The organism is Streptomyces tsukubensis (genome assembly GCF_003932715.1).
Classification (GTDB): Bacteria; Actinomycetota; Actinomycetes; order Streptomycetales; family Streptomycetaceae; genus Streptomyces; species Streptomyces tsukubensis.
This window is the reverse complement of sequence record NZ_CP020700.1, coordinates 6,410,067-6,436,289: the sequence shown is the minus strand read 5'-3', so window position 1 is coordinate 6,436,289 and position 26,223 is coordinate 6,410,067. Positions and strand designations below refer to the sequence as shown.

22 protein-coding genes are annotated in these 26,223 nt (G+C 68.5%); 16 read left to right on the top strand and 6 right to left on the bottom strand.

Annotated elements, in window-relative coordinates; translation table 11 throughout:
• Positions 1 to 156 precede the first annotated feature (156 nt).
• The 4 genes from B7R87_RS26745 to B7R87_RS26730 all read right to left on the bottom strand — a co-directional run bounded on the left by B7R87_RS26745 (position 157) and on the right by B7R87_RS26730 (position 5,956).
• On the bottom strand, positions 157 to 1,143 hold the full coding sequence (locus B7R87_RS26745) for a tyrosine-type recombinase/integrase (RefSeq protein WP_006345918.1): 987 nt from the start codon (positions 1,141 to 1,143) through the stop codon (positions 157 to 159).
• 164 nt (positions 1,144 to 1,307) lie between these two features.
• Entirely contained in the window at positions 1,308 to 1,514 is a 207-nt protein-coding gene (locus tag B7R87_RS26740; protein ID WP_006345919.1) for a helix-turn-helix domain-containing protein, read from the bottom strand.
• 1,061 nt (positions 1,515 to 2,575) lie between these two features.
• Complete coding sequence (locus tag B7R87_RS26735; protein ID WP_006345920.1) at positions 2,576 to 4,489, bottom strand: hypothetical protein; 1,914 nt, start codon at positions 4,487 to 4,489, stop codon at positions 2,576 to 2,578.
• 513 nt (positions 4,490 to 5,002) lie between these two features.
• The gene (locus B7R87_RS26730) at positions 5,003 to 5,956 is read right to left on the bottom strand and encodes a helix-turn-helix domain-containing protein (protein WP_006345921.1); all 954 of its coding nucleotides are present in this window, start codon (positions 5,954 to 5,956) and stop codon (positions 5,003 to 5,005) included.
• 1,196 nt (positions 5,957 to 7,152) lie between these two features.
• On the opposite strand from B7R87_RS26730, the gene B7R87_RS26725 reads away from it, so the two are divergent.
• The 3 genes from B7R87_RS26725 to B7R87_RS26720 all read left to right on the top strand — a co-directional run bounded on the left by B7R87_RS26725 (position 7,153) and on the right by B7R87_RS26720 (position 8,838).
• The gene (locus tag B7R87_RS26725; RefSeq protein ID WP_006345922.1) at positions 7,153 to 8,148 is read left to right on the top strand and encodes a methyltransferase domain-containing protein; all 996 of its coding nucleotides are present in this window, start codon (positions 7,153 to 7,155) and stop codon (positions 8,146 to 8,148) included.
• 77 nt (positions 8,149 to 8,225) lie between these two features.
• The gene (locus B7R87_RS33845; RefSeq protein ID WP_078902082.1) at positions 8,226 to 8,549 is read left to right on the top strand and encodes a DUF6087 family protein; all 324 of its coding nucleotides are present in this window, start codon (positions 8,226 to 8,228) and stop codon (positions 8,547 to 8,549) included.
• Between the two features lie 31 nt (positions 8,550 to 8,580).
• A complete protein-coding gene (locus B7R87_RS26720) occupies positions 8,581 to 8,838 on the top strand; it encodes a Thoeris anti-defense Tad2 family protein (protein ID WP_157997809.1) in 258 nt (85 codons plus the stop codon).
• A gap of 9 nt (positions 8,839 to 8,847) precedes the next feature.
• On the opposite strand, the gene B7R87_RS26715 is transcribed toward B7R87_RS26720, so the two are convergent.
• Both B7R87_RS26715 and B7R87_RS26710 read right to left on the bottom strand, forming a co-directional pair.
• A complete protein-coding gene (locus B7R87_RS26715; protein ID WP_040913798.1) occupies positions 8,848 to 10,080 on the bottom strand; it encodes a helix-turn-helix domain-containing protein in 1,233 nt (410 codons plus the stop codon).
• Between the two features lie 330 nt (positions 10,081 to 10,410).
• On the bottom strand, positions 10,411 to 11,091 hold the full coding sequence (locus B7R87_RS26710; RefSeq protein WP_006345924.1) for a GntR family transcriptional regulator: 681 nt from the start codon (positions 11,089 to 11,091) through the stop codon (positions 10,411 to 10,413).
• A gap of 206 nt (positions 11,092 to 11,297) precedes the next feature.
• On the opposite strand from B7R87_RS26710, the gene B7R87_RS26705 reads away from it, so the two are divergent.
• From B7R87_RS26705 to B7R87_RS26650, 13 genes are all read left to right on the top strand, one after another.
• Positions 11,298 to 11,705: an ATP-binding protein gene (locus B7R87_RS26705; RefSeq protein WP_006345925.1), complete on the top strand. Its 408-nt coding sequence runs from the start codon at positions 11,298 to 11,300 to the stop codon at positions 11,703 to 11,705.
• A gap of 404 nt (positions 11,706 to 12,109) precedes the next feature.
• Entirely contained in the window at positions 12,110 to 12,598 is a 489-nt protein-coding gene (locus tag B7R87_RS26700) for a DUF6302 family protein (protein ID WP_006345927.1), read from the top strand.
• A 306-nt stretch (positions 12,599 to 12,904) separates the two neighbouring features.
• A complete protein-coding gene (locus B7R87_RS33840) occupies positions 12,905 to 14,065 on the top strand; it encodes a hypothetical protein (protein WP_233168939.1) in 1,161 nt (386 codons plus the stop codon).
• Positions 14,053 to 16,083 (top strand): lactate/malate family dehydrogenase, encoded by a 2,031-nt coding sequence (locus B7R87_RS26695; protein WP_006345929.1) that lies wholly within the window; start codon positions 14,053 to 14,055, stop codon positions 16,081 to 16,083. Before B7R87_RS33840 ends, B7R87_RS26695 begins: the two co-directional genes overlap by 13 nt.
• 151 nt (positions 16,084 to 16,234) lie before the next feature.
• Positions 16,235 to 16,663: an NUDIX hydrolase gene (locus B7R87_RS26690; protein WP_006345930.1), complete on the top strand. Its 429-nt coding sequence runs from the start codon at positions 16,235 to 16,237 to the stop codon at positions 16,661 to 16,663.
• Positions 16,660 to 17,550: a Scr1 family TA system antitoxin-like transcriptional regulator gene (locus B7R87_RS26685; RefSeq protein ID WP_006345931.1), complete on the top strand. Its 891-nt coding sequence runs from the start codon at positions 16,660 to 16,662 to the stop codon at positions 17,548 to 17,550. The genes B7R87_RS26690 and B7R87_RS26685 overlap by 4 nt, the downstream gene beginning before the upstream one ends.
• Positions 17,551 to 17,564: 14 nt before the next feature.
• Positions 17,565 to 18,161, top strand: a complete 597-nt coding sequence (locus B7R87_RS26680; protein WP_040913800.1) for a CYTH domain-containing protein — start codon at positions 17,565 to 17,567, stop codon at positions 18,159 to 18,161.
• Positions 18,158 to 19,048: a hypothetical protein gene (locus B7R87_RS26675; RefSeq protein WP_006345933.1), complete on the top strand. Its 891-nt coding sequence runs from the start codon at positions 18,158 to 18,160 to the stop codon at positions 19,046 to 19,048. Before B7R87_RS26680 ends, B7R87_RS26675 begins: the two co-directional genes overlap by 4 nt.
• A 435-nt stretch (positions 19,049 to 19,483) precedes the next feature.
• Entirely contained in the window at positions 19,484 to 20,704 is a 1,221-nt protein-coding gene (gene fxlM, locus B7R87_RS26670) for a methyltransferase, FxLD system (protein ID WP_040913801.1), read from the top strand.
• Positions 20,705 to 20,775: 71 nt separating this feature from the next.
• Positions 20,776 to 20,970 (top strand): FxLD family lanthipeptide, encoded by a 195-nt coding sequence (locus tag B7R87_RS26665; protein ID WP_006345935.1) that lies wholly within the window; start codon positions 20,776 to 20,778, stop codon positions 20,968 to 20,970.
• Between the two features lie 78 nt (positions 20,971 to 21,048).
• Entirely contained in the window at positions 21,049 to 24,099 is a 3,051-nt protein-coding gene (locus B7R87_RS26660; RefSeq protein ID WP_006345936.1) for a lantibiotic dehydratase, read from the top strand.
• Positions 24,096 to 25,331, top strand: coding sequence for a lanthionine synthetase C family protein (locus tag B7R87_RS26655; RefSeq protein WP_006345937.1), 1,236 nt, complete (start codon positions 24,096 to 24,098; stop codon positions 25,329 to 25,331). Before B7R87_RS26660 ends, B7R87_RS26655 begins: the two co-directional genes overlap by 4 nt.
• A 14-nt stretch (positions 25,332 to 25,345) precedes the next feature.
• Positions 25,346 to 26,209 carry a thiopeptide-type bacteriocin biosynthesis protein gene (locus B7R87_RS26650; protein WP_006345938.1) on the top strand — a complete coding sequence of 288 codons (864 nt, stop codon included), beginning with the start codon at positions 25,346 to 25,348 and terminating at the stop codon, positions 26,207 to 26,209.
• Positions 26,210 to 26,223: the final 14 nt, after the last annotated feature.

The window sequence follows — 26,223 nt, the reverse complement described above, 5'->3', positions numbered from 1 at the left end:
TGGCGCCATTCTGACCAGCGGATTTCCGTTACTGAGTGTTGACGCTGACGCTCGGATACATCGTCTGCGGGCACCCCCGTTGCGCTGGACGGACAGCGAACCGGCCCCTTCTTCCCGTCCGGGACGGGAGGAAGGGGCCGGTTCACGTGCTGCGCTCTACGCGGCGAGGGTGAGCGGGGTCTCAAGCCGCTCCCAGGCCCCGAGAACGGTCTTGTGGGCGTCGGGCTGGAGGTGGGCGTAGCGCTGGGTGGTCTGGAAGCTTTCGTGGCCGAGGAGGTGCTGGACTTCGTAGAGGGAGACGCCTCGTTGGACGAGCCATGAGGCGCAGGTGTGGCGCATGGCGTGGGGCGGGTAGTGCGGTACGGGGTGCTGGTCGCCGTCGGTGTCGAAGTAGCGGGCATTGTCGACTGCGGGCCACCAGGTCTGGGTTCGCCAGTTGCCGTCGTCGAGGAGTCGGCCGGCGCGGCCCTTGGTGATGGTGGTGAAAATCACGGCGTCGCGTTCGAGGCGGTGGATGTGCCGTTCGAGGGCGTCCAGGACGTGGGGCGGGAGGGGGACTTCGCGTCGACTCTTGGAACTCTTGGGGTATTCCTTGATGCCGCTCTTGGTGTTGACCTCGACGACGAAGAGGCGGGAGCGGCGGCGGTCGATGCGGTGGTGGTGGAGTCCGGTGAGTTCGCCCCAGCGGAGCCCGGTGTAGAAGCCGAGCAGGCACATGGTGCGCCAAGCGGCGGGGAGTTCGTCCAGGATGCTCTGGGCCTGGTCGAGGGCGAACCATTCCGGGGGTTTGGTGGCGATGGTGGGCAGGTCGATGCTGCGGCAGGGGCTGACCGCGATGATGTCGTCGTCGACGGCCGCGCGCATGATGGAGGACATGAGGTTGTAGGAACGCTGGATCGCCGAAGCCCCGGTGCCCTTCTCGATCAGGGCACGTATCCAGCCCTGGATGTCGATGCGGGAGATGGCCCGCATTTCCCAGTCGGCCCAGTACGGCGTGATGTGATTTTTGATGCTGGAGGCGTCGCCGCGCAGGGTGTGCGGTTCCACCACTCGGGCGTTCCACCACTTCTGGTGCCACTCGGCGAACTTCATTCGCCCGATATGAGGGTCGCGCAGGACCCCGCGCCGGAGCTTGGCTTCCATCTCCAGGCCCCAGGAGCGGGCCTTCTCTTTCAGAGGAAACGATTCACTGAATCGGTCACCCGCGGTGTTCCGAACCGTGCACTGCCAATTTCCGGACTTCAACTTACGGAGGTACGAGGGAATCCACTCCTTGCCTGATCGTGGGGTGATGGTGAGTGCCGGAGTCAGCGGCCGGGAAGAGTGGTCGGGGTCATCCGACCGGAGATGAACGCGTCGAGACTGGTGGCGGGGACACGCACGCGAGAGCGCCCCGGACCTGTGCGGAGGTCGACGACGTCCAGCTCACCGGCGGCGATGAAGCGGTAGACGGTACGCCGGTCGACATCCAGGGCTGCGGCGACGGAGGGGATGGAGAGCAAGCGGGGCGACATCGGGGTGTCCTTCAGTGGTCGGAGCGGGCTGTGCAGTGGCAAGCCCGGCACCCCGGATCACAGTGCGGTGCTGCCCTGTCGTTCGTTGCGGCTCCACCGCCAAGCAGGTCCGGACGAACACTATTAAGAGTCCGGACGATCACCGGTTTGGTGAACCGGCGATCGTCGGCTATAAGTCCGCCACTCAGCACGCCTTCCGATCCGGGGGATCGGAATCAGCGCCAGATGTTGAAAGGTCACCAGAAGGCCGTTGGTCAGACCTATGGCTTGTCGGTCTTTCATCAGGAGGTGTTGTACGTTGACATAGCCGTGGGCTGAATTCCAGTCATCGGGGTCTTTTCCCTGTCTGCCGTGAGCGGATCTCCGCACGTCACGTCAGTACATCGCCCAACGCCCCCCTGGCGGAGTAAATCCTGCGGATGGGAAGACAGGCTTCGCAGGAGCATTTGCAATGTGCGGGGATCAACTTCTGCAGCAGAGTGCGGTGAACTACCGCGTTGCTACGGCCCAGTGGTCGCCCGGACCGCAGGGAACCCTTACGGATCTACGGGACAGCTCTCAGAGGGCTCAATGCCCGTGCCTCGCCCGTCCGTGCGCGGCCTGTCCGAAGATGTCCGCGAGGAGTCTCCCCGTTGCGATAGCCTCGGAGGCCGCGTAGACGCGAAGTCACGTCGGGTCGGCCGGCGGATGTGGTTCGAGGCCACGCCGGGACACGTTGTAAGGAGCCAACCCTGCCGATGGTTGGCCGTAACCGGTCTGGATCATTCCGATTCAGAGCCCGGCTGGTTCCTCATGGCGGGAAGCCGCTCCGACAACGCGGGTCAGATCGTGTTGTCGAGGAGACGTCGATGGAACTTCCCGTCTGGCTGATCGTCATGCTGTTGGCCGTCCTGGGCCTCATGGTGATCGCGTTCATCGTGGGGGGGGAGTCGTGCGGATCGTCCGTCATGTGGTGGCGGGCACCGTGTCAGAGCACCGCGCGGAGGTGGTGCGCGAGCTGCCCGACCTCGTACATGAGATCACGCGCCTCGGTTTCTTCCGGCGACGGTAGTCCCGAGTGGTCACGGCCACTGCATCTGGTCCAGCTCAGTGGCCGTGACCAGGTCCTGGCGCCACTCGCGCATCTGCTGCCGGTGATGTTTGTGGGCCGTGTGGGACGAGTCACCCCAGGCGGCGGAGTCGGCGGTGACCTCGATAGCGGCTCGTGCGAGCCATGCGGCGAGGTCGCGCACGCTGTCCATCGCCCCTTCCGTGGCGGCAGGGCCGCCGTGCTGGTGGGCGTTGCGGATTCGGCGGAAGCGGTCGACGCCGAGGTCGAAGCGATCTTGTACCTCTCTGACCCACCGGGACCTGGAGGCCGGCGTGGCGACCCTGTGGTGAAGTGTGTGCAGTTGCCGCAGGGTGTGAGGTACAGGGGGCGCGCAGGCGAGCACCGCGGGCAGGGCGGCCATGAATCCGCTGCGGTCGAGGACGGCTGGGCCGTTCCGGGATGTAACCAGCTTGCTGCGGATGTCTGCCAACCGCTTCCGCGCTTCGGGGCTTTGCAGCGCTTCCAAGAAGGCTCCGTATGCCGCGTCACCCAGGTTAGCGGAGAGTGAGGCGTTGGCCCACCGGTCCGCGAGGAACTCCTTGGCGTAGGAGTACCAGCCGTACGCGACTTCGTTTTCCCGGCCTTTCTCCCACCGGCGGTTGATCCCGAGGCTCCTGAATCGGTTTTCGAGAATGTTCTGGGCCAGGGCCAGGGCCACGCGGTCGTCGGAGCGTTCCATCTTGCGCAGGGCGTCGAGGTCGTCCGGAAGGCCGTCCGTGTTCCCGCTCCGTGCGAGATGGGTCATCAGGCGGGTTGCGTTGTTGGCGGCTCGCGCGGTGCTGTTGTGATCGGGAGGGAAGCTCGGGTTGTAGCGTCGGCCGGCCAGCTTGCCGTCGCGCACGTGGAGGAAGCCCTCCGAGTTCCGCACTTGCGGGTGGGCGTCTGCGCCGTAGTGCGCCAGTACGCTGAAAACCTGTTCGAGGAGACGACGGGCTTGTGCCTCGACATCGTTCCAGCAGCCGTCCCGCAGATCCACCCGGGCCAGATAGGTGTCCCTGCCACCCGGCAGGTCGTCGAGGCGTACGCCGGTGCCGTCGTCGAGCAGTTCTCCGGGCAGTCCGATGCCGTTGCGGTTCTTGGCTTCCCGCAGCACGGCCAGCCAGCCGGCGGTATGGAACTGGATCTGCTCCCCGATCCGACCCGGCGGGTTGTACGGGAGGCCCGAGACCGCGAACCAGACGACGTGGCGCGCGGGCTTCGGCTGTACGGCGATGAGCTCGCGGCACAGGCTCAGCCGGTCCTGCTCGCTGAGTCCGGCGTGCCGCAGACAGGTGGGGCGATCGACGGTCCGTGGCTCGGGTCCTGATCCGTCGGTCATTGCGTGCGCGGAGGCGATGCAACCGGGCTGGTCGCCCAGGATGCCGGCGAGCTGCCGGGCGAGCGCTCGGGTGTCCCGGTCGGTGAGGCGGAAAAGATCAAGGAGGAGATCCCGCCGAACCATGACCAAGTCAGCGTCCTGCTCCATTCCCTGGCAGGCCGAAACAAGGTCGTCCCAAGTCGCGGTGAGGACCTCCGGCGCCTGGAGCCGCTGGAGAAGAACGAAGCATACCTGTTGGGCAGCGGCCTTCACGCTGGGGTCCAGGTCGCCCACCTCGGTGATCAGGTCCGGCAGGCTGTCCGCAGTGCTCTGGAGCAGAGGTGCCGTTACCTGCTGGAGACGAGGCCCGATCAACGTGGCTGCGTACCGGAGATCGGCGATGACGGAGCGCCAGGCGTCCCTGTGATGGCGCTGCTCATACGCACGGCCGTGCCCAAGCCAGTTCCGCATCTCCTCGGCCGCGGTGACCAGACCAACGCGCAGCGGATCGGCGTACCTCCGGTCGGAGCATTCGAGCAACCCACGCAGCTCCCGGAAGGGCTGGTTCTGGTGCTGAGGGCAGGTCATCGCGGGGGAGACTCCGAACGGATCGGGTCGACATCGGGGCGGTTTCCCAACCGGCGCAGCCGTTCAGCGGGCGAGAGCGAGTGCCAGCTCGCGGATGCCGGTGGTGTGGGGGTGATGGGAGGTCAGGTCGGTGACGATCGTGCGGATGGAGGGGCGGTCGCGGACTTCGGCGGGGCTGACGTGGAGGACGGCGAGGAGTTCCCGGGTAGTCTGTTCGATTTTGCCGTGCTGCCATCAGGCGCGGGCGAGGTCGGTGTGCATCTGGCTGGTGCGTTCCGGGGTGGTCCGTCCTTGCCAGCGCCTGCGACGTGCGCGTCCCACGCTGCGGTGAACTCTGTCCGCGGCAACCCATACAGCTCGTCTGCGATCTCGTCGTCCACGCTTCCGGTCTGGCTTCCGTCGAGCTGCTCGGCACCTTGAGGTGTTCTGCAGGATGATTTCCTCGGTAGATTTCCGAGTACGGGATGGATAATTAATCAGAGGCACTGATCGGCCGTCAGGCCAGCCGGGAAGCTAGTCGAGCGGTAATTCTCCAGAGGCGGACGAAGGGAGGGCGCCTTCGGTCCTGATCTCACCTTCGGCCTGGTTGAAGATTTCCTTGAATTGGTAGGGTTTCCCTCCCAGCGTGAGGATGAAGTTTGTCAGAGATTCCCAGGTGGGCAGATTATGACCCTTGAGGATTCCGTCGGCATCGGTGAATGAAAGGGCCCACCGGCTGGCAACTGCTATATCCTCAGGCTGGGGGCGCCCCGCTCGCAGGTGAAGGGTTCTAATTGCCTTGCGGAGTCGTTCGGCGGCGCTTTGTCCGCGATCTCCCGCGTAGTCGATGTAATGGATGTCACGGCACCTGCTGCTGAGTTTCTCGGACTCCCAGACGGCTCGCAGCACTTCGGGGTCGGCTCCGCAGGCACGGGCGATCTTTTGGGTGAGGGCCCAGGTGGGCACGCGTTCGCCACTGAGGATGCGCGACAGGTAGGACCCCGAGCAGCCGATGAGGTCACTGACTTCCTTGTTCGATAGGCGGGCGGTCCTTACGAGCATGGACAGGACGGGGGCGAGGCGGTTGAGGGCTGCCCCGGTGGGTTCTCTTATGGGAATGGACTCGTCGAGGGCAGACTCGCCGGTCTGCCCTGCCGCGGAAGCCTCCGCGGAGTGGAGTGGTACGGGAGGCTTGGTGGTGAACAGCTCGCGTAGAGAGGAAGGCAAGGGGCGACGGGAGAACTGCCCGAGACGGCGCAGGATTAGACGCTCCGTGTACCGATGGCGGGCGGTGTCCTCGCTGATCTTGAAGATGGCGCTGATCGTCACCCAGGTGACCCGGTGGTGCCGGGCGCGTCCGATGAAGCCGGAAGCCAATCCGTCGACCTGCTCCTGAAGCTGCGCAACGCGCCGCAGCTGCTCTTCGACATCGAGCGTTGTGACGGCTCGGCTGAGGTCGCGCGCCTCGTCCTGAACGCCTTTGAGCATTTCCCGGAGTAGTGCTTCTCCGGGGGATGGCTTCCGGGACGCGAGGGGTACCGGTCCGTCGGCTGCTGGGCCGAGTTCGGTGTAGACGATGGGCCGTGTCCCTGCTGATGCGGACTCGACCACTGCACTTCTGCGTGCCCGGTGGGCTGCTTGGCGGCAGGCATCGTTGCAGAACCTCCGTGGTCGTCCCTTCCGTGCGGTGGCGCTGCTGAGAGGAGTCTCGCAGCTTTCACATAGATCACTCACTGCAACCGTCCATAGGTGTCACAAAACGGGTTCAAGTCGGGAAACATCTCTGCGGGAGGGGCTGAATCTGCCGAGTTTCGTTACGCGCCTCAGGGGAGACCAAGGCGCGTTGCGACCGGAAGAAGGGGCGGGCCGCCGATGCCGGCCGAACAAGCGAGCCGGGTGGCCCGCCCCCGGGGGTGCGGATCAGCGCCTGTGCCGCGGCGTTCCGGACCTGCCAACCGCCATGCCGAGCCCGGTACCGGCGGCCACGCCCAACGGGTCGATGCCGAGGGAGATGTGAACGGGCGGCCCGACAAGGAGAAGACAACTGGTGGCCAGAATCATGACGACCATCGGCCGCGTGCTCTTGCCAAAGAGGTTCCCGTAACGAAACTTTTTGTTACGGCCGGTACGATGGCGAGCACCACGGTGGCCGGTGACCGGTTTCATCCGACGCCACGGGGCAGGTAATCCCACGGGTTACTCCTCTGGGTGTGATGGGAATGCGCGTGCGGGGTTCGAACAGAGTTTTGGCGACCAGGTTGCGAACCCCGCACGCGCCTGTGGTGACGCTACCCACGTCCTGCACTGGTGCGAAAATCTGGGCGTATGTCATATAGGCACCCATCTCCTGGATCACCGCAGTACGGCCAATCCTTTCGTTATCTTCCGGAGCTGAAAATTTCCGGTCTTCCGCGGAAAACACCGCAGATGCTGCGCGGACCTGCTAAAAGAGCAATCTCCGGACACACTGTGCCCTGACACGGTCAACAGCGAGTCCGATGCATTCGCCACGCGAATGGCATCGGTCAGAATGGCGGGGCCGAACACCACGAGATCGTCAGCCCACCGGGCTCCCGGGTCCCGCAGGCACCGTGCCGTCGGGCCGGATGCTTCACAAGCGCTCCTGGGCCCATATGACGAGAAGGGTCACAGGTGCCGGTGCCGTAGTAGAGGCCGCGGAGGATATGCGCGGCGGCGATACGGCGTGGCTGGATGCTGCGTACTCCGACACCACGCTGGTCACGCGGATCGGAACTGCCCACGCCGACCTCACCGCCCCGGGCACCGTCGTCCCCTACGGCCGGTGGCCGACATCCTCCTCGACCCTGCCCTCCCTGGTCGTGACCATGTACCGGCACGCCGCTCTCGCGGACACCTCGCGCCTCCTGGTCACCACCGGTACCGGATACGGCACCGCCCTCGCGTGTCACCGCCTCGGCGATGCCCAGGTGACAAGCATCGACATCGACCCCTACCTGGTTCAAACCGCCACCGACCGGCTGAACGACATCGGCCTCCGCCCGCACACCACCGTCTGCGACATCACCGGCGAACTCCCCGCCGACTTCGACCGCATCGTGTCCGCCGTGGCAGTCAGCACTGTCCCCGCCTCCTGGCTCACCGCGCTGCGCCCCGGGGGAAGGCTGGTGACGGCCATCGCCGGCACCTGCCTGCTCGTCGTCGCCGACAAGACCGAAGATGGCGGGGCGAGCGGCTACGTCACCCCGGACAAGGCGTCGTTCATGGCCACCCGGGCCGGTGACGACTACCACCCCACTCTGCCCGTGACCGACGTGTGGGAGAAGGCGGACGGCGACGGCGAGACCATCACCACCAGCCCCTACCCCCTCCTGTACGTCCCCGACTCCTGGGACGTCCAGTCGAACCTGCACCTGAAGGCCCCCGGCATCGACCACCGCATCCACCAGCACGACGACGGCACAGTCACCCTGCGCATGGCCCACCCCGACGGCTCCTGGGCCCGTGCCACTGCGCCCAGCCGCCACGACGCACCAACCGCTGTTCACCAAGGCGGACCCCGCCGGCTGTGGGAGCTGCTGGAGAAGATCCGCGACCGTCTCAACACCTGGGGAGAACTGCCGATCCACCACGCCCGGGTGACCGTTGCCCCGGACGGCCGGACCACCCTGTCCCGCGGCAGGTGGTCCGCCACGCTGTAGATGCTCCTGCCGGACGGCGCCGATGGCTGAACGCGTCATTGGGCGCGGCCGCAGAGGGCTCTGGGACGATCGACTCCATGGGCAAGCACCGCCGACCCGGCTCCTCCAACCAACCGTCCCGGGCAACCCCGCTGCCGGACGCCGACGACCCTCTCGCGGCATACAGGAAACGACGTCGCCCGCCACAGGAAGTCCATCGACGCCATCACCCGGTACACGGTGGTGCCAGTCACGTCCGACCGGAAGAGATGCGGATCCTGGAGAAGTGGGACGGGTTCACTTACCAGGTGGTCGGTACAGCCCCCACGCTCGCGGCAGCCCGGGAGTGGTTGGGCTTGGGACCGGCCCAGGACGAGTTGGCCAACGATGCAGGCGTTAGCGGAGCAGGCGAAGCATCGTGAAGAGGGGATGCTTCACCCTACGGTGGACAGCATGGACTACTCCGAAGCATTGCGGGCGCTCAAGAGCGGGTGTTGCATCACCCGAGCGAGCTGGTTAGAACCCGGCAAGTACGTTTATTGGGTCCCGCCGTCGAGTAAACGGACCCCGGATGGCGAGGTCCGTGATTTCGTTGGCTACGCCGTGTTCGTTCGGCCGCATAAGGGAGAGCGTGGGGGTGCGGAGCCATGGCTTCCATCGTTTGACGCGCTGAATGCCGACGACTGGGAGATCGTGGACTTCGGTACGTAGGTGTGGTGTTCAGATGGCTCCGACGAGCAGCGCGTGCTGGCGAAGCCCTGGCAGGCTGGGGCTGGTGGCGAGCATGCCAGAGATCATCCGGCGCAACGAGCTGCGGCGAGCGTCCTGTGGGGCTTCGGTCTCGTGGTCGCGTAGCAGGGCGAGTGCTGTGGGGAGTTCGCCGAGGTCTTGGTAGAGCTTCGCGGTGTCGTGCCGGGCCCGGGCACGGCGTTCCCCGGTGGGCATCGCGCTGACGTTGATTCTGTTGGCGGCTTGGAGCGCCGCCCGAGTGTCACCAAGGAGATGGTGCACACACAGCGCGTAGCGGTCGAGCTGGTCCGGGGTTAGAGGGCCGGCATGGTCAGGCCAGTGAGTGACAGCGGGGCCCTGACGAGCGAGGTTGCGGGCGTGGCTGAGGAGGTCAAGGGCATCGCTGGTGCGTCCGGCCTGCGCGGTTCCGTACGCAGTTTCGAGGGCGATGTGTGCTACGACGGGCCGCGCCGTTGGTTCGGCGACCAGGTCGTTCATCGCGGCGTTGGCGACCTGGCGAGCTTGGGTGTGGTGGCCGCGTTGGCGCAGGACGATGACCTGAGCGCGGGCGGCCATCGCTGTGGCAAGCGGGTCCTTAGATCGGTGGGCGGCGTGGACTGCTCGGTCGGAGGTCACCAGCGCGATGTCTCCGCGTTCCTTGACGGCTACGGCGGTCGCCAGCACGTACGTCCGGCTCAGCAGGGTGGCTGAGGCAACGCCTGGTGCCGTCCGGGCGTGCCGTTCTGCGGCCGACACCAGATCGGGAACAGCCTGGGCGGCCTCCGTGTACCGGGCGTCTGCGTAGTGCTGGATCCCGGCAGCTAAGGAAGCCTCAATCTGCACAGGTGACATGGGACTGGCGTCGTACTGCTGGAGGAGGACCGAATCCCAGGAAGCTGGGACCGCCGTGGCGCTTCCAGGAAGGGTGGAACCGAGCCCCAAGACGATGGTGGCTGATAGCAGATCGCGCCGACGCATGTCGTCCTCACTCATTTCGCCGTTCTCAGCCTCCGTCCCTAATCCGAGCATCGAGGGCGGGACCTTCAACGCGTCTGCCAGGGCTCGACGCTCTGGGGTAGTCGGAAGGTGGATTCCGCTCTCAATACGGGAGACGCTGCTCTGGCTGATGGCGCACATCTTGCTGAGCTGAGCTTGAGTCAACTTCGCCATGATGCGAGCCGCTCTGACTGTGGAACCCACGGACTCACCACTGCTGAGCGTCATATTCCGACGGTACGCCGACAGACAGCCAGCCCAGAAGGGCAAGTCGTGGGTACCGTACCCAGATTCTGCATATGGCACCCAGGATCCTGCTGGGTGGACTCTGGGGACATGTCGTTGCGCCAGGATGTATGAGTGGCACGGTCACTGAATGTGATGGGTGACGCGAGCGTGCGGCATCTGGACCGGACCGGGTCGTGGAAGCCCTGTGTGACCAGTCTCCCTGTTCGCCTTCGCACTCGGAAGTACCGAAGTCTTCCACGAGCAGAGGCGGCTGTCGGCGGAGTTCGCAGACAGCCAGCCTGCCGTGGGTCGGCATCTACGTGGTGGTGGTTACGCAATCGCTACTGGATGTCCAGGAGCGTAGACGCCTTCACCAACGCCGACGACCTGGTTTCCAGTGACGTAGACGCTGCGCATTACGAGAACTGCTTCGTCGCGCTTGAGACCAAGCGCGGTGCGGTCTTCGGCAGTTGTCGTCCGGGCTTGGACCGTCTTCGAAGCAACATCGACGGGGTAGCCGGATCGGTCTTGGTAGACAGCTTGCCACGTCGGATCGCATGCGTAGGGCTCGTCGATCTCTGGAACGAAGTCAGCGACCGAGAGGTGCACCCAAGACTGGGATGCCTGAAGGATGGTGTCCCCGCGGTTTACGGTACGGACACGGAGGATGCACTCGCCGGCACCAAGGTATGCGGCCACCCAGTCCGGTGCCTGCACGCGCGTGCTGCTCTTGTGGTCGATCGTCTCACCTTGTTGGGCGATGCCACTGTTGATCCGTTGGAGACCAGTGATCAGCTTCCTTCGATCGGCGACGAAGACCCCCTTGCCCTGCTGGCCATCAACCAGGCCACGTGCCTTGAGGAGTGCAATGCCGCGATAGACGGCGTTGTCACTCAGGGCGAACTGTCGCATCAGGCTCTGCGTCGACGGCAGCTGTTCGCCCGCTCTGAGTGTTCCTCCTTCGATGCGTTCCGTGATGTACGCAACCATCCGGGCTACGGTCCCCGCCATCGCGCCTCCTTCAAGCTCCTCGAATCTCCTATCGGATATCAGCGCCTTGACGCTACCGGACCGTTCCCCTAACTTCCTACAGGAAGCACTTCCTATAGGAAGTGGTCACCTCGCCACGCCTGGCGCAGGGGCTGCCCCTGGGGTCTCCGTGACGTGCGCAACAGCTGTGTGCTCCGGGCCTGTCCCTCTCTTGACGGAGGTACGCGATGCGATCCGCTATCCACGACTTCGAAGTGACCTTTCCCACTGACGACGTCCAGGTCGCACGGGTACGTCGACTCACGACGCAGCATCTGGTGGCCTGGGGTCTAGCTCCGTTGTCTGATGACGCGGCGCTGCTCGTGAGCGAACTGGTCACCAACGCCGTCCGGCACGGCGTCGGCCCGGTGAGTCTGTGTCTGTATGCGGCCGATGAGCTGCGTATCGAAGTCGTCGATGGGTCTTCGGAAGCGCCGACCCCTCGTAGGGCGAGACCTGAGGACGAGAACGGCCGTGGGTTGGACATCGTTGCCGCAGTGGCCCACAGGTGGGGTGTCAGCTCCAGTGGAAAGTTGATCTGGTGCTCCCTCTCCGTACCAGGACAGGGAGGCGATTCCTATGACCAGTTGCCATGAGGGCCAGTTGGCCGAGGCTGGCACGGACCTTGGGCTGGGGCACCGCACTGGACGCCAGCCTCCGGACTGGCCAGACATCATCTGGATCCCGGCCGGGCTTGTGCCTGTGCTGCGGGTTCTGGCGGACGGTGCCGTGCCGCAGGCGTCGGGCGAGGTTTCGGACCGTCTGCTGTGACCGGCCGGCCCCGGATGTCCAGGCTTCCCGGGGCTGGTCTTCGAGGGGGTACCCCCTTGTGCCGATTCCTCTGTGTGCGGGCCGTCGTGCCTCGGCCCCGGGGAAGGCTGCGTGGGGTACCGCTCCTGCCGCTCCCCTCGGTGGGAGCCCCGGCCGCCGTCAGCACTCTGATGCGGCGGCGGCCGGGCGCCCGAACTCCTAAATTCCATCGTTGACCTGAGAGAAATCCATGTTCACCACCTCTGCTTGTCTCCCCCGGTTACGGCTCCGGCCCGCCGCGCGGGCCGATTCCGAGTACGCCTACTTCCGCGACCGCCTTTCCGATCCCACGCTGTTGGCCAGGGCCGTCACCCTCTACGGCAGACGTGGGGAGTGGCTGGCCGTACCGGTCGGCGGGGTGCGCCGAGGCGGCTTCGTGTCGTGCCCGGACGTTGTGCTGGCCGTTGATGTCCGCGCGCTTCTCATGGGCCGGGGCGGGTTCCCCGGGGTCCGGATGCGTTGGTCCGAGGACCGCGATACCTGTCACACCGTGGTGTGGGGGGAGCGTGCTCCGGGTGTCGACGACGATGAGGTACTGGGCCGGTTCTACGGTTACAGCGAGGACGCGATCGCAGGCTTCGTCGGCGTGCTGTCCCGGGCCGTGCATTCCGCGCTGTCGACCGGCCCGGTCTCGTGGTCCGGGCGTGTTCCCCCGGCGCTGTCCGGGGGCCGGTCGTGAGCGCGATTTTTTCGCTGGCCCGTCGTTTGTGCGGCTGGGTGACTCATCCGCGCCGGGCTCTGCGCAACGGGCATGACCAGAGCGTCCGTGCCTGGGGCTTTGGCCTCGTTCTGATCGTTCTGACGTGCACGTTTACCGGTGTCGTCCTGGGCTGGCTGTTCGCGGCCTTCCAGAGAGCCGGACTGTAGCCCCGCCTCCGGCCTGTGCACGGCTCTTTCCTGCTTGCCCGAGCCGGGCTTCGCCTCGTGGCGAGCTCGACCGTTGCGCGTTTCTATCCCTTCGGTCTCCTGTGTGGAGGAGATGATCGTGGCCTTACCCCCTCACCCCATTCCCGTCCCGGCTCCGGCACGGCCGCTGCCGGTGGACGACGTCCTGCGCTACGCCCGGACCCGGGTGGCTGCTGCAGCAGCCGGCCAGTGGCCGGGCGCCGGTGTCGTGCTCGGCGAGCACGTTCCGTCGATAACGTCGTACGTCTGCAAGCTCGCGGTCGACCGGCGCCCGTACGTCGCGAAGTTCGAGTTCCTCGGCGTCTCCCTTGCTTCCGTCCTGCGTGGCACGCACGGCACCTGGGGCGATGTGCAGGAGGCCCAGGCCGTCTACGAGGCCGGCGAAGGGAATCTGCTGGAGCGCCAGGCCGTGCATTACGGACTCCTGCACAGCGCGGGCCTCGGCGCGCCACGGCCCGCGCTGCGGAACGCGGTCCTGTTCACCGAGGCGGCGGCAGGCCGGACGCTCGCCGACCTGGTGGCCCAGCGCCCGACACAGACCGGTGATCTGCTGACACAGGTGGTGCGCGCCCTGGACGCACTGGCCCAGCCCGCGACCGCGCGCATCGTCAGGGAGACCGCAACCCCCGGATGCACGATCCCCGGGACGTTCGCCCGGAAGTTCACCGGTCTGCCGAAGCCGGACGGTGTGCTGGGGACCGTCGTCGAGCGGCTGCTTCCGCTGGCCGCTGCGCTCCCCGACCCGGGTGGTGAGGGCCGGGGGGTGGTGTTCGGGGACTTGAAGCCGGAGCACATCCTCGTGACGGGTGGGGCGGGCCGACCGGTATTCCTCGATCCCGGGCTGACTTGCGGACCAGTGATTCTCGACGCGGCGAAGCTGGTTTCGCGTCTGCTGCTGCACCTGTGCGGTTCACGGCCCCGCAGTGCCAAGCGGATCGTGTCCGGGGTAGGAGACTTCGCCTTCGCCCTGGCCCGCGCCACGCCGGATCCGTCCCGATGGCTGTGGCAGCTCGTGCTCCTCTGGGCGATGGACACGGCATCCGTCCTCCATACCGTGAGCACGGCTCCCGCTCTGCTGCCGCTCCCCGTTCACCTGGACCGGGTCGACCTTGCGGAGAGTCTGGTGACCGGACTGCTGGACCGGAACAGCCGGACGCTGGAAGCCGTCACCGACGGACAACGACTCTGGCCTCTGGTCCTCGACAACACGGCGACGGCAGTCAGCCGGTGTCGGTGGTGAGCGTCCGGATCGACAGTGTGGGGATCATCGGTGCCGGGGCGGTCGGGCACACGGTCGGCACCCTGCTGACCGCGGCCGGCTGGACCGACACGATCCTCGTCACTTCCCGGACCCGAAGGTCGGCGGACGCACTCGTCGCCGACCTGGAAGACCTGGCCGTCCTCCTCAACTCCCCGACCCGGCTCGCCCACGTGCCCGTAGCCGAGATGCTGAGTTGCGACGCGGTAGTCGTCTGCCCGCGGGCCGCCTTCAGTAACACCGCCGTCCGCGATGTGCGGATGGCCGGGCTCAGGGTGAACGCTCCGCTCATCGCCCGTCTGGGCCGGGTGTTCGCCGGATACCACGGGCCCGTCATCGTGGTGACGAACCCCGTCGACCCCATGACCTGGCTGTTCGCACGGGCATCCGGGGTGAGCCGGGTCTACGGTGTCGGTTCCGCCACCGATACCGCCCGGCTGCGGCTCACGCTCGCCGGGATGCACGGCGTATCCGTCTCGGCCGTCTCGGGCCGGGTCGTCGGCGAGCACGGCGATGCCGCCGTCCCCTGCATGACGACCGTCGGCGGCGCCCCGGTCGAGGTCGATCCGGCCGTGGCCCGCGCGGCGCTCTCCGAACGGCCCCGGCGGATCAACGAGGGGCTCGGGCGGGCACGGTCCGGTCCGGCCGGAGCCGTCCTCTCAGCCCTTCACCACGCCCTCGGCCTCGTCGACGGCACCGTCGAACTCTCCACACCCCACGACGGATCCTGCACCGGTGTCCCCGTCCGGTTCATCGGTGGTCAGGGCGTCGTCCTCGACCCGGGCCTCGGCCCCGAACACCGCCGTCGTCACGCCGCCGCGGCCGACAAGGTCCGCGCGGCCTTCCACACCGTCCGGCACCACATCACACGAGAAGAGACCCCTGTGCACACCCGTATCTCCACCGCAGGTCACCATGTAACCGTCACCAGCCAGACCGCGGCCGTCCCCCGGTGGGCGGCCCGCTACGTCCGCCCCTGGTGGGACGCCACCGAAACGGCCACACCGCCGCGCGACGGTGACGGCCCCGTCGTCGACGCCCATGTCGACCCCGGTGCGGTGTCCCGGCTCGTGCAGAGCGTGACCGACCACCCGAACGACTCCGCCGACTTCGCCGGGGCGGTGATGGTGTACCGGCACGACGACACCGAGGGGACCGTCAGCGCCGCGCACCCCGGTCTCGACCTCGCCTACCACTACCGCCCCAAGGATCGGTGCATGCACATCGTCGGGTGCACGGAGACCGCGGTCGCCACCGCGGCGGCGCGGGTCGCCCGGGAACTGATGCGCGCCCAGCTGCACGAGGCCGGCTGGCACGTCCTCCACGCCTCCGCGGCCGTGCGGGGCGACGGTGAAACGGTGCTGGTGCTCGGCGGCAAGGGCGCGGGAAAGACCACGACGGCCCTGGCCCTGGCCCGGTCCGGGAACTGGAGGCTGCTGGCCAACGACCGTGTCTTCGCCCGTCTGGAGGACAACACCCGGGTCCGGGTTCTGCCGTGGCCGTCCGCGGCCGCGATCGGACTCGGGCTGCTGGACGCCCTCGGGGAGTACGACGGTGTACGGGCCCGCGTCCTCGCCGGGGAGCAGATGCACCCCACCCAGAACGCGGCCGTCACCGCAGCCCTGGCCGAGGGCTCACGGCAGCCGCTGCGAAGCCCCGCGGGCAAGGAGCTGAAGGTGCAGTTCTTCCCCGACCAGCTCCCGTGGCTCGGCCTCGGCCTCGCTACCACCGGCTACGCGGCCCGGGTGCTCTTCCCCGGGATCGACCCCGCGGCGAAGCCCGCCCTCACCGATGCCGCCGGCCGTACAGTCTCGGCGGGTGACTTCTTCACCCCGGCGTCCGACGACCGCTACACCGACGTCTTCGGTCTGATCGACACCACACCCGCCGCGGCCGTGCAGCGCGAGGCCCTCGCTGCGGCCCTCGGGGCGCTGCCCCGGCAGGGCCTGGTCCTGACACACGACGTCCAGGCCAACTCCGGCCTCCTGGACGAACTGTAGAACCCGCCGCCGCGGGCACGTCCCGCGGCAGCCGCCCCCACGAGGACCGTGTCCCGGTCGCCGACCGCAGTGCGCTGCCGTCGGCGACCGGGGCCGGCCCCAGCCCTGATCGACCCCCTGGACCGACCTGTCCCCGGAGGAACACGCCACCGTGCCGCCACGCCCGACCCAGCCCGAAATCGCGGCTGCGGTGATCATCAACAACAGCAGACTGCTCCTGGTTCTGCGCGCCGTACCCGAGCCGGGGCTGACCTGGCAGCTCCCGGCCGGAAAAGTCGAAAACCATGAGACCCCGCAGGAAGCCGCCGTCCGCGAAGCCGAGGAAGAGACCGGTCTCCGTGTCCGTGCCGTAAACCTCCTCGGCTCCCGCGTCCACCCCACCACAGGCCGCCTGATCCACTACGTGCTCTGCACCGCCGTCGCCGAGACGGCTCACCGGCCCAGCGCCGCGGAGATCGCCGGTGTCGCCTGGGTCCCCTACGCCCAGCTCCCCGCCTTCGTCCCCGGCGGGTTCCACGCCCCCGTCCAACAGCACATCGACCAGGCCTGCAGCACGGCCGGTCGGGAAGGGGCACTATGACGGCCTCGGCCCGGCCCCGCCCCGGGCCCGTCGTCGGCGGCGCCGTCCTGCGCGCCATGCGCCAGGCCCACCGCCTGACCGCCCAGCAGCTCGCCACCGAGGCCGGAATCAGCACCCGGGCCCTGCACCGTGCCGAAACCGGCCGCAGTACCCCCCGTGAGGCACCGGTCATCCATCGGATCATCGAACGGTATGCGCCCGACTGGCCCGTCCATGCCTGCGAACTCCTCCAACTCGCCCACAGCTCCGGCTCCGTACGGGACTACGGCACCGGTTCCTACGACCGCCTCGCGGCCCTCGAATCCCTGTCCGGGACCCTCGTCCTCGCCGCCCTGGACACCATCCCCGCACCCCTGCGCGCCACCGGATACCAACAGGCCCTCCGGGAAGCGGGCGACATACCGCTCCACAGCCCTTCCCGCGCTCTCCGCCATCCCGGGCACGGAAAGAAGCTCATGGTCTATCTCGGCGAGATGGCGCTCTACCAGCTCGGCGGTCCCGACATCGCCGCCGAACAGATCGACCATCTGATCGGCCTGGCCCCGTACACGCCCATCCACGTCATCCCCTGGGGCCCCAGCCGGCTCGCCACCCACCTCCGGCCCCACCCCGCCACCGTCTACGCCCAGTACTGGTTCCGGCCCACACCCCTCGACTCCGCCGAAACCCTCGCCCTGGGCGCCTGGTACCCCACCCCCGAACAGTCGGTGATTCCCGCCGTCCTCGATACCTGCCGCACCCAGGCACTACCCCGCACCGAAAGCCTGGACGTCCTGCGAGCCGCCCAGCAACACCACGCACGACGCCGCGGACTACCGGCACAACCGCCCGCGGACACCAAAGCCACAGCCCGCTCATTCCGTCCCCGGAGCCCCGCGCCCTGCTGACCAAGGAGAGCATCGTGTTACAGCGATACCACCTCGGACACGACGCCGATCACGTCCGCGACGCCCTCACCATGGCCGGGGCCCATCTGACCGGCGAGGACTTCCGGCTGGACTCCTACTACCGGCCCCCCGGCACCTTCGGCGAACCGCACGACCTGACCCACTGGATCGAACTGCGGCACCACAGCACCGACCACACCCTGCGCCACACCCGGTGCAGCCCCGCCTCCCGACAAGCCGAGGCAACCCGCGAGACGATCGACATCGGAATCGACGACCCCGAGGAGACCGGCGCCTTCCTCGACCGGCTCGGCGCACACCTCCTCGTCACAGTGAAGATCGAAGTCGAGCACTGGACCATCGAAACCCCGACCGGCCCCGACCACACCACCATCACCCTGGAGCGCGCCGAGTCATGGGGCTGGTTCGCAGAACTGCAGTCGGCAAGCACACCCATCGACTCCACGGCAGTAGACCTCACCCTCACCAACCTGAAAAAGCGTCTTCGTGCGGACCTCGGCCGACGGCTGAACGTACTGCCCCACTGGGCCTTCCTGCCCTCCGACAGCATGCCCCACCGGCAGAACACCGGACCCGGGAGCCGGATATGACCCGTACCGTCCCGCAGCTCGACACCATCCCGGAACCCTGCCGACGACAAGCCGAACGCCTCGCCGGAACCCCCGCCGAGTGGGCTCTGCTTGCACATAACCGCCGCCAGACGACGTGGCGGACCCGAGGCCCGCAAGGCTCCTGGACCGTACGCGTCGGCACCCACGACGGGGCAGCGGTCCTCGCCCGGCACACCGCCGCCCTCCGACGAACCTGTACAGCCGTTCCCGCGCTCTCCTACGGCCGCCACGCCGTCTCGGGCCACCTCGGCACCATCGCGTGGCTCATCACCCCATGGCTCGAAGGCCCCACCACCTGGAAGGCCCTCGAACCCGCCCGCGAAGGCTCCTGGGAACGACGCGAACCCCTCGCCGCCGCCGTCGCTCTGGCCGCAGCCGTCGCACGCCTCCACCAGGCCGGCTGGGTCCACGGCAACATCCAGCCCCACCACGCCATCCACCAACCCGACGGAAACATCGCCCTGCTGGACGTCACCTGGACCTCACACCACCAGCACCTGCGCCCCTCCGGACGCTTCCGCGGCGGACCCGTCCAGCTTGCGTCCCCCGAACTCCTCGCCCGAGCCGAGGACGCCACGGCACCGGCGTACACAACGCAGTCCGATGACACGTACACGCTGGCAGCCAGCCTGTGGTGGGCCTCCAGCGGAACCTGGCACCACGACTTCACCAAAGCCGGAATCGCCAGCACTCGCGGCCTCCCGACCACCTACCTCCGCCGCGTCCTCCTCACCGAAATCATGCCCCGAAGCACCCTGACAGCCTGGCCCGAACTCGAAGAAGCCCTCGCAACCGTCCTCTGGGCACCCGAGCCCCAAAGACCCACAGCCCTCCAACTCGCCCAATGGCTGCGTGAACTGATGTAGCAGACGGCGCTCCGGGCTACCAGTGAGGCTTGATCGCGCTCACTCAGAACCGTGGTCTCCTCGCTGCCTCACGCCTTCACCGTCAGCGGGTGTTTGCGATGAGGTCCTGGAGCTGGTGGGCGAGGGCTGGGTTGTGGGGACGGGACCGAGTCCGTCGATCTCGCGGACGTCGAGGCCCTGGACGGGCATCGCGGACGGCTTCCTCCGGGACGTCGGCTGCACTTACAAGAATCGGCATGCAATGGCCGATGTGACCAGCGGGCCCCGACCATCATCCGAATCTCAAGGGTTCGCGTGCACCCGTCCGCTTCCGAGCCCGAGCTCACCAACCGATGCGCGCCGCCCTGCGCGTCCGTTCGGGGCGGTCTTCCTGGGGAGTCGCGGTGATTCCGGCAATGCGACTAGACGACGAAACACGATCGGTAGGGTGACGAAGTGACTACGGTACGAGACAAGAATATTGATGAGGAAGCGGCTTCGCTGCGGGCGGCCATGGTGCGTGAGCTGCGCGATCTGGGGGCGATCACCTCTGACTCCGTCGCCGACGCGGTGGCCGCTGTGCCCCGGCATCTGTTCGCCGTCGGCGAGCCGCTGAAGGCCGCGTACGCAGCCAACCAGGCCCTGGTGATCAAGCGGGACGAGGACGGTACGGCACTCAGCTCGCTGTCGGCCACACACATCCAGGCGGTGATGCTGGAGCAGGCCGGAATCGAGCCCGGCATGCGGGTCCTCGAAGTCGGCTCCGGTGGCTATAACGCCGCGCTGATCGCCGAGCTGGTCGGCAAAGAGGGCGCGTCAATCTCGGTGGACATCGACGCGGAGATCGTCGAGCGCGCCCGGAAGTGTCTGGACGCGGCTGGGTACGAACAGGTCGAGGTGGTGCGGGCCGACGCCGCCGTCGGGGTACCGGAGCTGGCTCCGTTCGACCGGATCATCGTCACCGCCGGGGCCTGGGACCTCCCGTCGGCGTGGCTGGACCAGCTCTCCGAGCGCGGCCGGATCGTCGTCCCGCTCCGGATGCGCGGGCTGACCCGGTCGATCGCGTTCGACCGGGCCGGCGGCCGGGAAGCGGAGCTGGTCAGCGACAGCTACCGCCTGTGTGGTTTCGTGCCCATGCAGGGTGCCAGCGCGTACACCGAGCGACTCGTTCACGTCACCGATGGCCTCGCCCTGCGCGTCGATGATCAGAAGCAGGACTTCGACACCGACGCCTTGGCCGCCGCTGTGCGCTCGGCCCGGCTGGAGGTGTGGTCTGGGGCAGCGTTCGATCTGCCGGACGAGCTGGAACTGTTCCTGGCGACGAACACGCCGGAGATGGTGATGCTCCACGGCAGCAAGGACCTGGTCGATCAGGGGCTTCTCGCTCTGTCGGTGACGCGCGGCGTCCCGGCACTGGTCAGCGGCGGCAGCTTTGCCTACCGCACGAAGCGAGCGAACGAGGAGACTGGTGGCTTCGAGAGCGGTGTCCTCGCCCACGGTCCCGACGCCGAACAGGTCGCCGCGCGCTACGTCGAGCTGCTTCGCCGATGGGCGTCGGACCACCAGCGGCGCGGGGCTGCCCGTATCTCGTACCGGCCGATGCCCGCCGGTACGGCTGAACCGTCCCAGGGGGTTGTGGCGAAGCGGCTTGGCGCCGTCGCCTTCTCCTGGTCGTAGGCTCCCCGGCCCCTGCGGCACGTCACGGGGGCACGGGGCATTCGCACCACCCAACTATCAGGGAGGTTGTTGTGTCCGTACAGCAGATCGAAGATGCGGCGTTAGCGCCGCACCCGCAGAACGCGGGCGAGGAGGAGAGCTTCGAGGACTGGGACCTGGATGTCTCGATCGTGGAGTCCGGCCCGTCGGCCGACCGGCTCATCCGGATGACCGACGACGGCTGCGGCGTGACCTGCGAGTCCGCCTGCTCGACCACCTGCCCGTAGCGGGCACGAAGGACTGAACCGCGGTGCCCGGCCGACTTCGGCCGGCCGGGCACCGCGCTCCACGAAGGGGAGTTGCCGGTGTACGCGCACGTCGATGCCGCGCTGCTGCGGGCCGGGGCCTGGGACCCGGACGAACTCGTCCAGCCGTGGCCCGACCCGGGCGGAGACGCGGACTCTTGGCGGGCGTGGCTGGAGAGAACCCTTCGGATACCCGGCTTCGCGGAAGCTCTGGAGCAGGCCAGTCCCGCGCTGGCCCGCCGCGTCCGGGACATCCGCGATGAACAGGACCTGCCCGAACGCGTCGTACGGAAGGCGATGTTCGCCGTCCTGCGGTATCTGCTGCGGGCGTCGAGCAGGGCCACCCCGTTCGGCTTCTTCGCCGGAGTGGCACCCGTGAGCTTGGCCGACGCGGCGACGGTGCGTATCGGCTCCGGGCACCGGGCCGTCGTCAGAGCCGACGCGGTGTGGCTGACCACGGTGATCGAGCGGCTGGAAGCGGACCGAGCCCTGCTGCCGCGCCTGATGGTGCGGACCCATTCGCTGGTGGCGGAGAAGGACGGGCATTGGGTGCTCGACCACCGGGGCACCGGCGGCTCGGGCGGCGCCCCGGCCCGGGTAGAGGTCCGCGCCACCTCGCCGGTCACCTCGGCCCTGGCTACGGCCCGGCATCCCATCCGGGTCACGGACCTCGCCGCCAAGCTGGCCGGCGACTTCCCCCGCGTGCCCGCCGAGGTGATCGCCAAGCTGCTGGCGGATCTGATTGCCCAGCGCCTCCTGGTCACGAATCTCCGCGCCCCGATGACCACGACGAACCCGCTGAACCACCTTCTGAACGCCCTCGACGCGGCCGAAGCCGGGAACCTCCAGCCGGCCGGCGCCACCGTCGCGCGGCTCCGGTCTCTCACCCACGCTCTGGCCCGGCCCCACACCTCCCCCGAATACGGCGAACAACGGGCCCAGCTCACCGCCGAGATGCGCCACATCGCCCCCGGCACCGCACCGGTACTCCGGACCGACCTGCGGATCGACGGGGAGGCGACGGTCCCGACCACGGTCGCCGACGAAGCGGCACGGGCCGCGACGGCACTCGTACGTCTGGCACGCCAACCGTTCCTCAGCCGCGCATGGGCGAACTGGCACAGCCGCTTCCTGGAACGGTACGGCCCGCGCGCCCTTGTCCCGGTCCTGAACGCGGTGGACGGTGACACCGGCATCGGCTACCCGGCCGGGTTCCTCGGCGGACCGCCCGCCCCGGCGAGCGCCCCGCTGACCGAGAGGGACGGAAAACTGCTGGCGCTCGCGCAGAACGCGGCCCTGCGCCGGCAGCACGAGATCGTGGTGGACGATGCCATGATCAACGTGCTCACCCTGATCGGTCCCGACATCGGCGTTCAGCCGACGACGGAGCTGATCGCCCGTATCAACGCCGCCAGCACCGACGCCCTCGGGGACGGGGAGTTCACGCTCGCGGTCACCGGGGTGTCCCGGACCGCTGGGACGGTGACCGGACGGTTCCTCCACCTCCTCGACGCCGACGATCGCGAGCGGATGGCAAAGGCGTACGCGACGGCGGCGACCGCGACCGACGGCGCCCTGCCCGTGCAGATATCCGTGCCCCCGCTCCACGCATCCACCGAGAACGTCGCCCGCGCCCCGGCCGTGATGCCCGCGGTCCTCGTCGGGGGCGAGTGCCACAAGCACACCGGGGAGCGAGTGCTCCTGGACGACATCGCGGTGACCGCCGATGTCCACCGCCTCTACCTGGTTTCGCGGTCCCGGCGGCGCCCGCTGGAGTTCGTGACCCTCAACGCGGTGGAGCCGGTCCACCGCACCCATCCGCTGGTCCGGTTCCTGGCCGAGGCCACCCATGCGATGGGCGCCCCGTGCGCGGTCTTCGACTGGGGAGCCGCGACAACGCTGCCGTACCTTCCCGCAGTGCGCTACGGCCGCACGATCCTGTCCCCGGCCCGGTGGCTGCTCACCGCCGCCGACCTCGCCGACCGCGAGGCGGACCAGCCACGGTGGGACTCCTCCCTGGCCGCGTGGCGGGAACAGGTCGCCGTCCCGAGCACGGTGTACGTCGGCGACGGCGACCAGCGCCTCCGTCTCGACCTGGATGAACCGGCGCACCGGGTGCTGCTTCGCGCGCAGGTACAGCGTTCGGGCACTGCCGTGCTCCGCGTGGAGGCGGCCCCGGACGCGGGGTGGATCGGCGGGCGCCCCCACGAGCTGGTCATTCCTCTCGCCCGAACTGGCCCGGGACGGAGGGCACCGTGGTGGCTGGACCGCGAGACCGGGACATCGGACGGGCACGGGCACTTCCCCGGCTGCGATGGCAGGTTCCACTTTCAGCTCTACGCCCGCCCCGAACGCCACGGCGGCATCCTGGGCCGTCTGCCCGAACTGCTGTCGGAAATCGGCGGTACGACCCGGTGGTGGTTCCTGCCCTACCGCGACCCCGACGAGCATTTACGGCTCCGGCTCGTCGTACCGGCCGACCACGCCGAGGGCGCCCCGGCGGCGATCGGCGGCTGGACCCGGGCACTGCGCCGGGCCGGGCTGATCTCCCGGGTGCGCTGGGACACCGACTTCCCCGAGACCGCCCGCTTCGGCGGGCCGGCGGCGATCGACGCCGCCGAAGCGTTCTTCGCGGCGGACTCCGAGGCCGCTGCCGCGCAGCTCGCCGCCAGCACGGCGAACAGCGGCCTCGACGCCCAAGCCGTCACCGCCACCAGCATGATCGACCTCACGACCGGCCTGCTCGGGAACTCGGCCGACGCGATGGCCTGGCTGATCCACCACGCCCGCACCACCAGCACCGCCCCCACCCGCGGCGTATACGAACAAGCGGTCGCCCTCGGCAACCCGTACGGCCACGACGCCCTGACCCGGTATCCCGGCGGTGAGCGGATCGCCGCCGCGTGGGCCCAGCGGCGCGAGACGCTGGCCGGCTACCGGGCTGTGCTCGACACGGCGGGCACCACCGACGTGAATGTCCTGCTGCCCGAGCTGCTGCATCTCCACCACACCCGCGTCGCCGGGATCGACCTCGACGCCGAAGGCCAGTGCCTGCACCTCGCCCGCGCCGCCGCCCTGAGCTGGACCGCACGAGGAAGGACCAGGTCGTGAAACCGATACCAAAGGCGCTGGCCGCCGCCGACGCCCTAGCCGCCGAACTGGCCGACCCCCACCTCACCGGGCCCGGAGCTGGCGGCGGCGGCCGAGCGTGGCCGCAGTCCCTGGCCAGGGGTGCGGCTGGCATCGCCCTGTTCCACGTCGTACGAGCTCACGCCGGGCGCGGCGACTGGGACACCGCCCGAACCTGGATCTCCCAGGCCGCCTCCGACGACCTCACCGCCGCCCCCAACGCGGGCCTCTACCTCGGTGCCCCGGCCCTCGCCTTCGTCCTGCAGACCGCCGCGGGCTCGACCGACCGCTACCGCAACGCGCTGGAGAAGCTGGAGGACGCCACCATCTCAATCACCCGGCGCCGTCTGACCGAGGCCCACGCACGTATCAACCGCGGCGAACGGCCCGAGATGAAGGAATTCGACCTGATCCGGGGGCTCACCGGGTTCGCCGCCCATCACCTCACCCGCCACCCGGACCACGAGATCACCGCCGATACGCTCGCCTACCTCGTACGCCTGACCGAACCCCCCTCGCGCCGGGGCGACGCCCTGCCTCCGTGGTGGACCGGCGTCTCTCCCAATGGCGAGCCGACGCCGGACTTCCCCGGAGGTCACGGGAACTTCGGACTGGCCCACGGCATCGGCGCGCCCCTGTCCGTCATCTCGCTGGCGCTCCTGCGCGGTGCCGACGTCCCGGGATTGGCCGACGCCGCCGGGCGGATCTGCGCCTGGACCGACCAATGGCGGCAGGGCGACGACACCGAACCGTGGTGGCCGGGGTTCATCACGTTCGACCAAGCGGCAGAGGGGCACGTCGAACCGGCTCTCCGCCCCCGGCCGTCTTGGTGCTACGGAGTGGCGGGCACCGCCCGTGCCCAACAACTCGCCGGTCTCGCGCTGCACGAGCCCGCCCGCGTCCGCGCCGCCGAGAACGCGATGCTCGCCGCCCTGCGCGACCCGGCCCAACTGGACCGGATCCCCGGCATCGGGCTGTGCCACGGAACGGCCGGCCTGCTCCACGCCGCGTGGCGGATAGCCGACCAGACCGGAAGCCCGGCCATCACGGCGGAGCTGCCGCAGATGATCGACAGGCTGACGGCCGCGCTCGACCAGTCCGACCGCAACCCCGAACTCCTCGACGGCGCCGCCGGAGCGGCCCTGGTCCTGCACACCGTCGGCACCGGAACCGTCGCCGCCCCGTACTGGGATACCTTCCTCGCCCTGGCCTGAACCCTGGAGACGACATGGACAGCCCCGCGTGGCAGCAGGTGAACATCTCCTTCCCCGACTGGAACAGATCCGAACAGACCGCCCTGACCCACCTCGCCCCGATCCTGTTCGCCGCCGAGGACGACGGCGCGATCACCTCGTGGTTCCACATCCGTAAACGCCCGTGCTGGCGCCTGCGCTACCTGCCATCCGCCGAGTCCGATCCACAGAACGGCCGGGAACTGGACGCGCTGACCACCGCCGGTCACATCACCGGCTGGACCCCCGCCGTCTACGAACCCGAGATCCACGCCTTCGGCGGACCGGAAGCCATGGAAACGGCCCACCGCTTCTTCCACCACGACAGCCGCGGACTGCTCACCCACCTCCGCGACGAGCACCACCCCGTGGGTGGACACCGCCGGGAGATATCGCTCCTGCTGTGCACCGCCCTGATGCGCACGGCGGGCCTCGACTGGTACGAACAGGGTGACGTCTGGGCCCGCGTCGCCGCCCACCGCCTCCTTCCGGTCGGCCGACGGAGCACCACCCGACAACGCGCCGCCGTACACCGACTGCTCACCGTGGATACGGACGACCAGACCTCCGAGAACGGCCCCCTGGCCCGTACCAGGGAATGGGCCCGTGCTTACACAACCGCCGGGCACAAACTCAGCACCCTCGCCACCACCGGAGCCCTCCACCGAGGACTCCGGGAGGTCCTCGCCCACCATGTGATCTTCGCGTGGAACCGCCTCGGCCTGCCGTACGCCACACAGGCCGCCCTCGCCGCCACCGCCAACGAAGTCGTCTTCGGCCCCGACCCCACCGCTCACAACGATGCTGCCGCGACGAGCACGGACACCGGCGCTCCCGACCCCGCCCAGTCCGCCCGCTGACAACACCGGCCCGC

Coding starts and splice junctions, on each gene's coding strand:
- B7R87_RS26710 (WP_006345924.1), bottom strand. CDS start 11,091: ATGGCGGGGACCGTAGCCCGGATGGTTGCGTACATCACGGAACGCATC.
- B7R87_RS26675 (WP_006345933.1), top strand. CDS start 18,158: ATGACCCGTACCGTCCCGCAGCTCGACACCATCCCGGAACCCTGCCGA.
- B7R87_RS26715 (WP_040913798.1), bottom strand. CDS start 10,080: ATGACGCTCAGCAGTGGTGAGTCCGTGGGTTCCACAGTCAGAGCGGCT.
- B7R87_RS26730 (WP_006345921.1), bottom strand. CDS start 5,956: ATGCTCAAAGGCGTTCAGGACGAGGCGCGCGACCTCAGCCGAGCCGTC.
- B7R87_RS26745 (WP_006345918.1), bottom strand. CDS start 1,143: ATGGAAGCCAAGCTCCGGCGCGGGGTCCTGCGCGACCCTCATATCGGG.
- B7R87_RS33845 (WP_078902082.1), top strand. CDS start 8,226: ATGGGCAAGCACCGCCGACCCGGCTCCTCCAACCAACCGTCCCGGGCA.
- B7R87_RS26705 (WP_006345925.1), top strand. CDS start 11,298: ATGCGATCCGCTATCCACGACTTCGAAGTGACCTTTCCCACTGACGAC.
- B7R87_RS26735 (WP_006345920.1), bottom strand. CDS start 4,489: ATGACCTGCCCTCAGCACCAGAACCAGCCCTTCCGGGAGCTGCGTGGG.
- B7R87_RS26685 (WP_006345931.1), top strand. CDS start 16,660: ATGACGGCCTCGGCCCGGCCCCGCCCCGGGCCCGTCGTCGGCGGCGCC.
- B7R87_RS26740 (WP_006345919.1), bottom strand. CDS start 1,514: ATGTCGCCCCGCTTGCTCTCCATCCCCTCCGTCGCCGCAGCCCTGGAT.
- B7R87_RS26700 (WP_006345927.1), top strand. CDS start 12,110: ATGTTCACCACCTCTGCTTGTCTCCCCCGGTTACGGCTCCGGCCCGCC.
- B7R87_RS26650 (WP_006345938.1), top strand. CDS start 25,346: ATGGACAGCCCCGCGTGGCAGCAGGTGAACATCTCCTTCCCCGACTGG.
- B7R87_RS26720 (WP_157997809.1), top strand. CDS start 8,581: ATGGACTACTCCGAAGCATTGCGGGCGCTCAAGAGCGGGTGTTGCATC.
- B7R87_RS26725 (WP_006345922.1), top strand. CDS start 7,153: ATGCGCGGCGGCGATACGGCGTGGCTGGATGCTGCGTACTCCGACACC.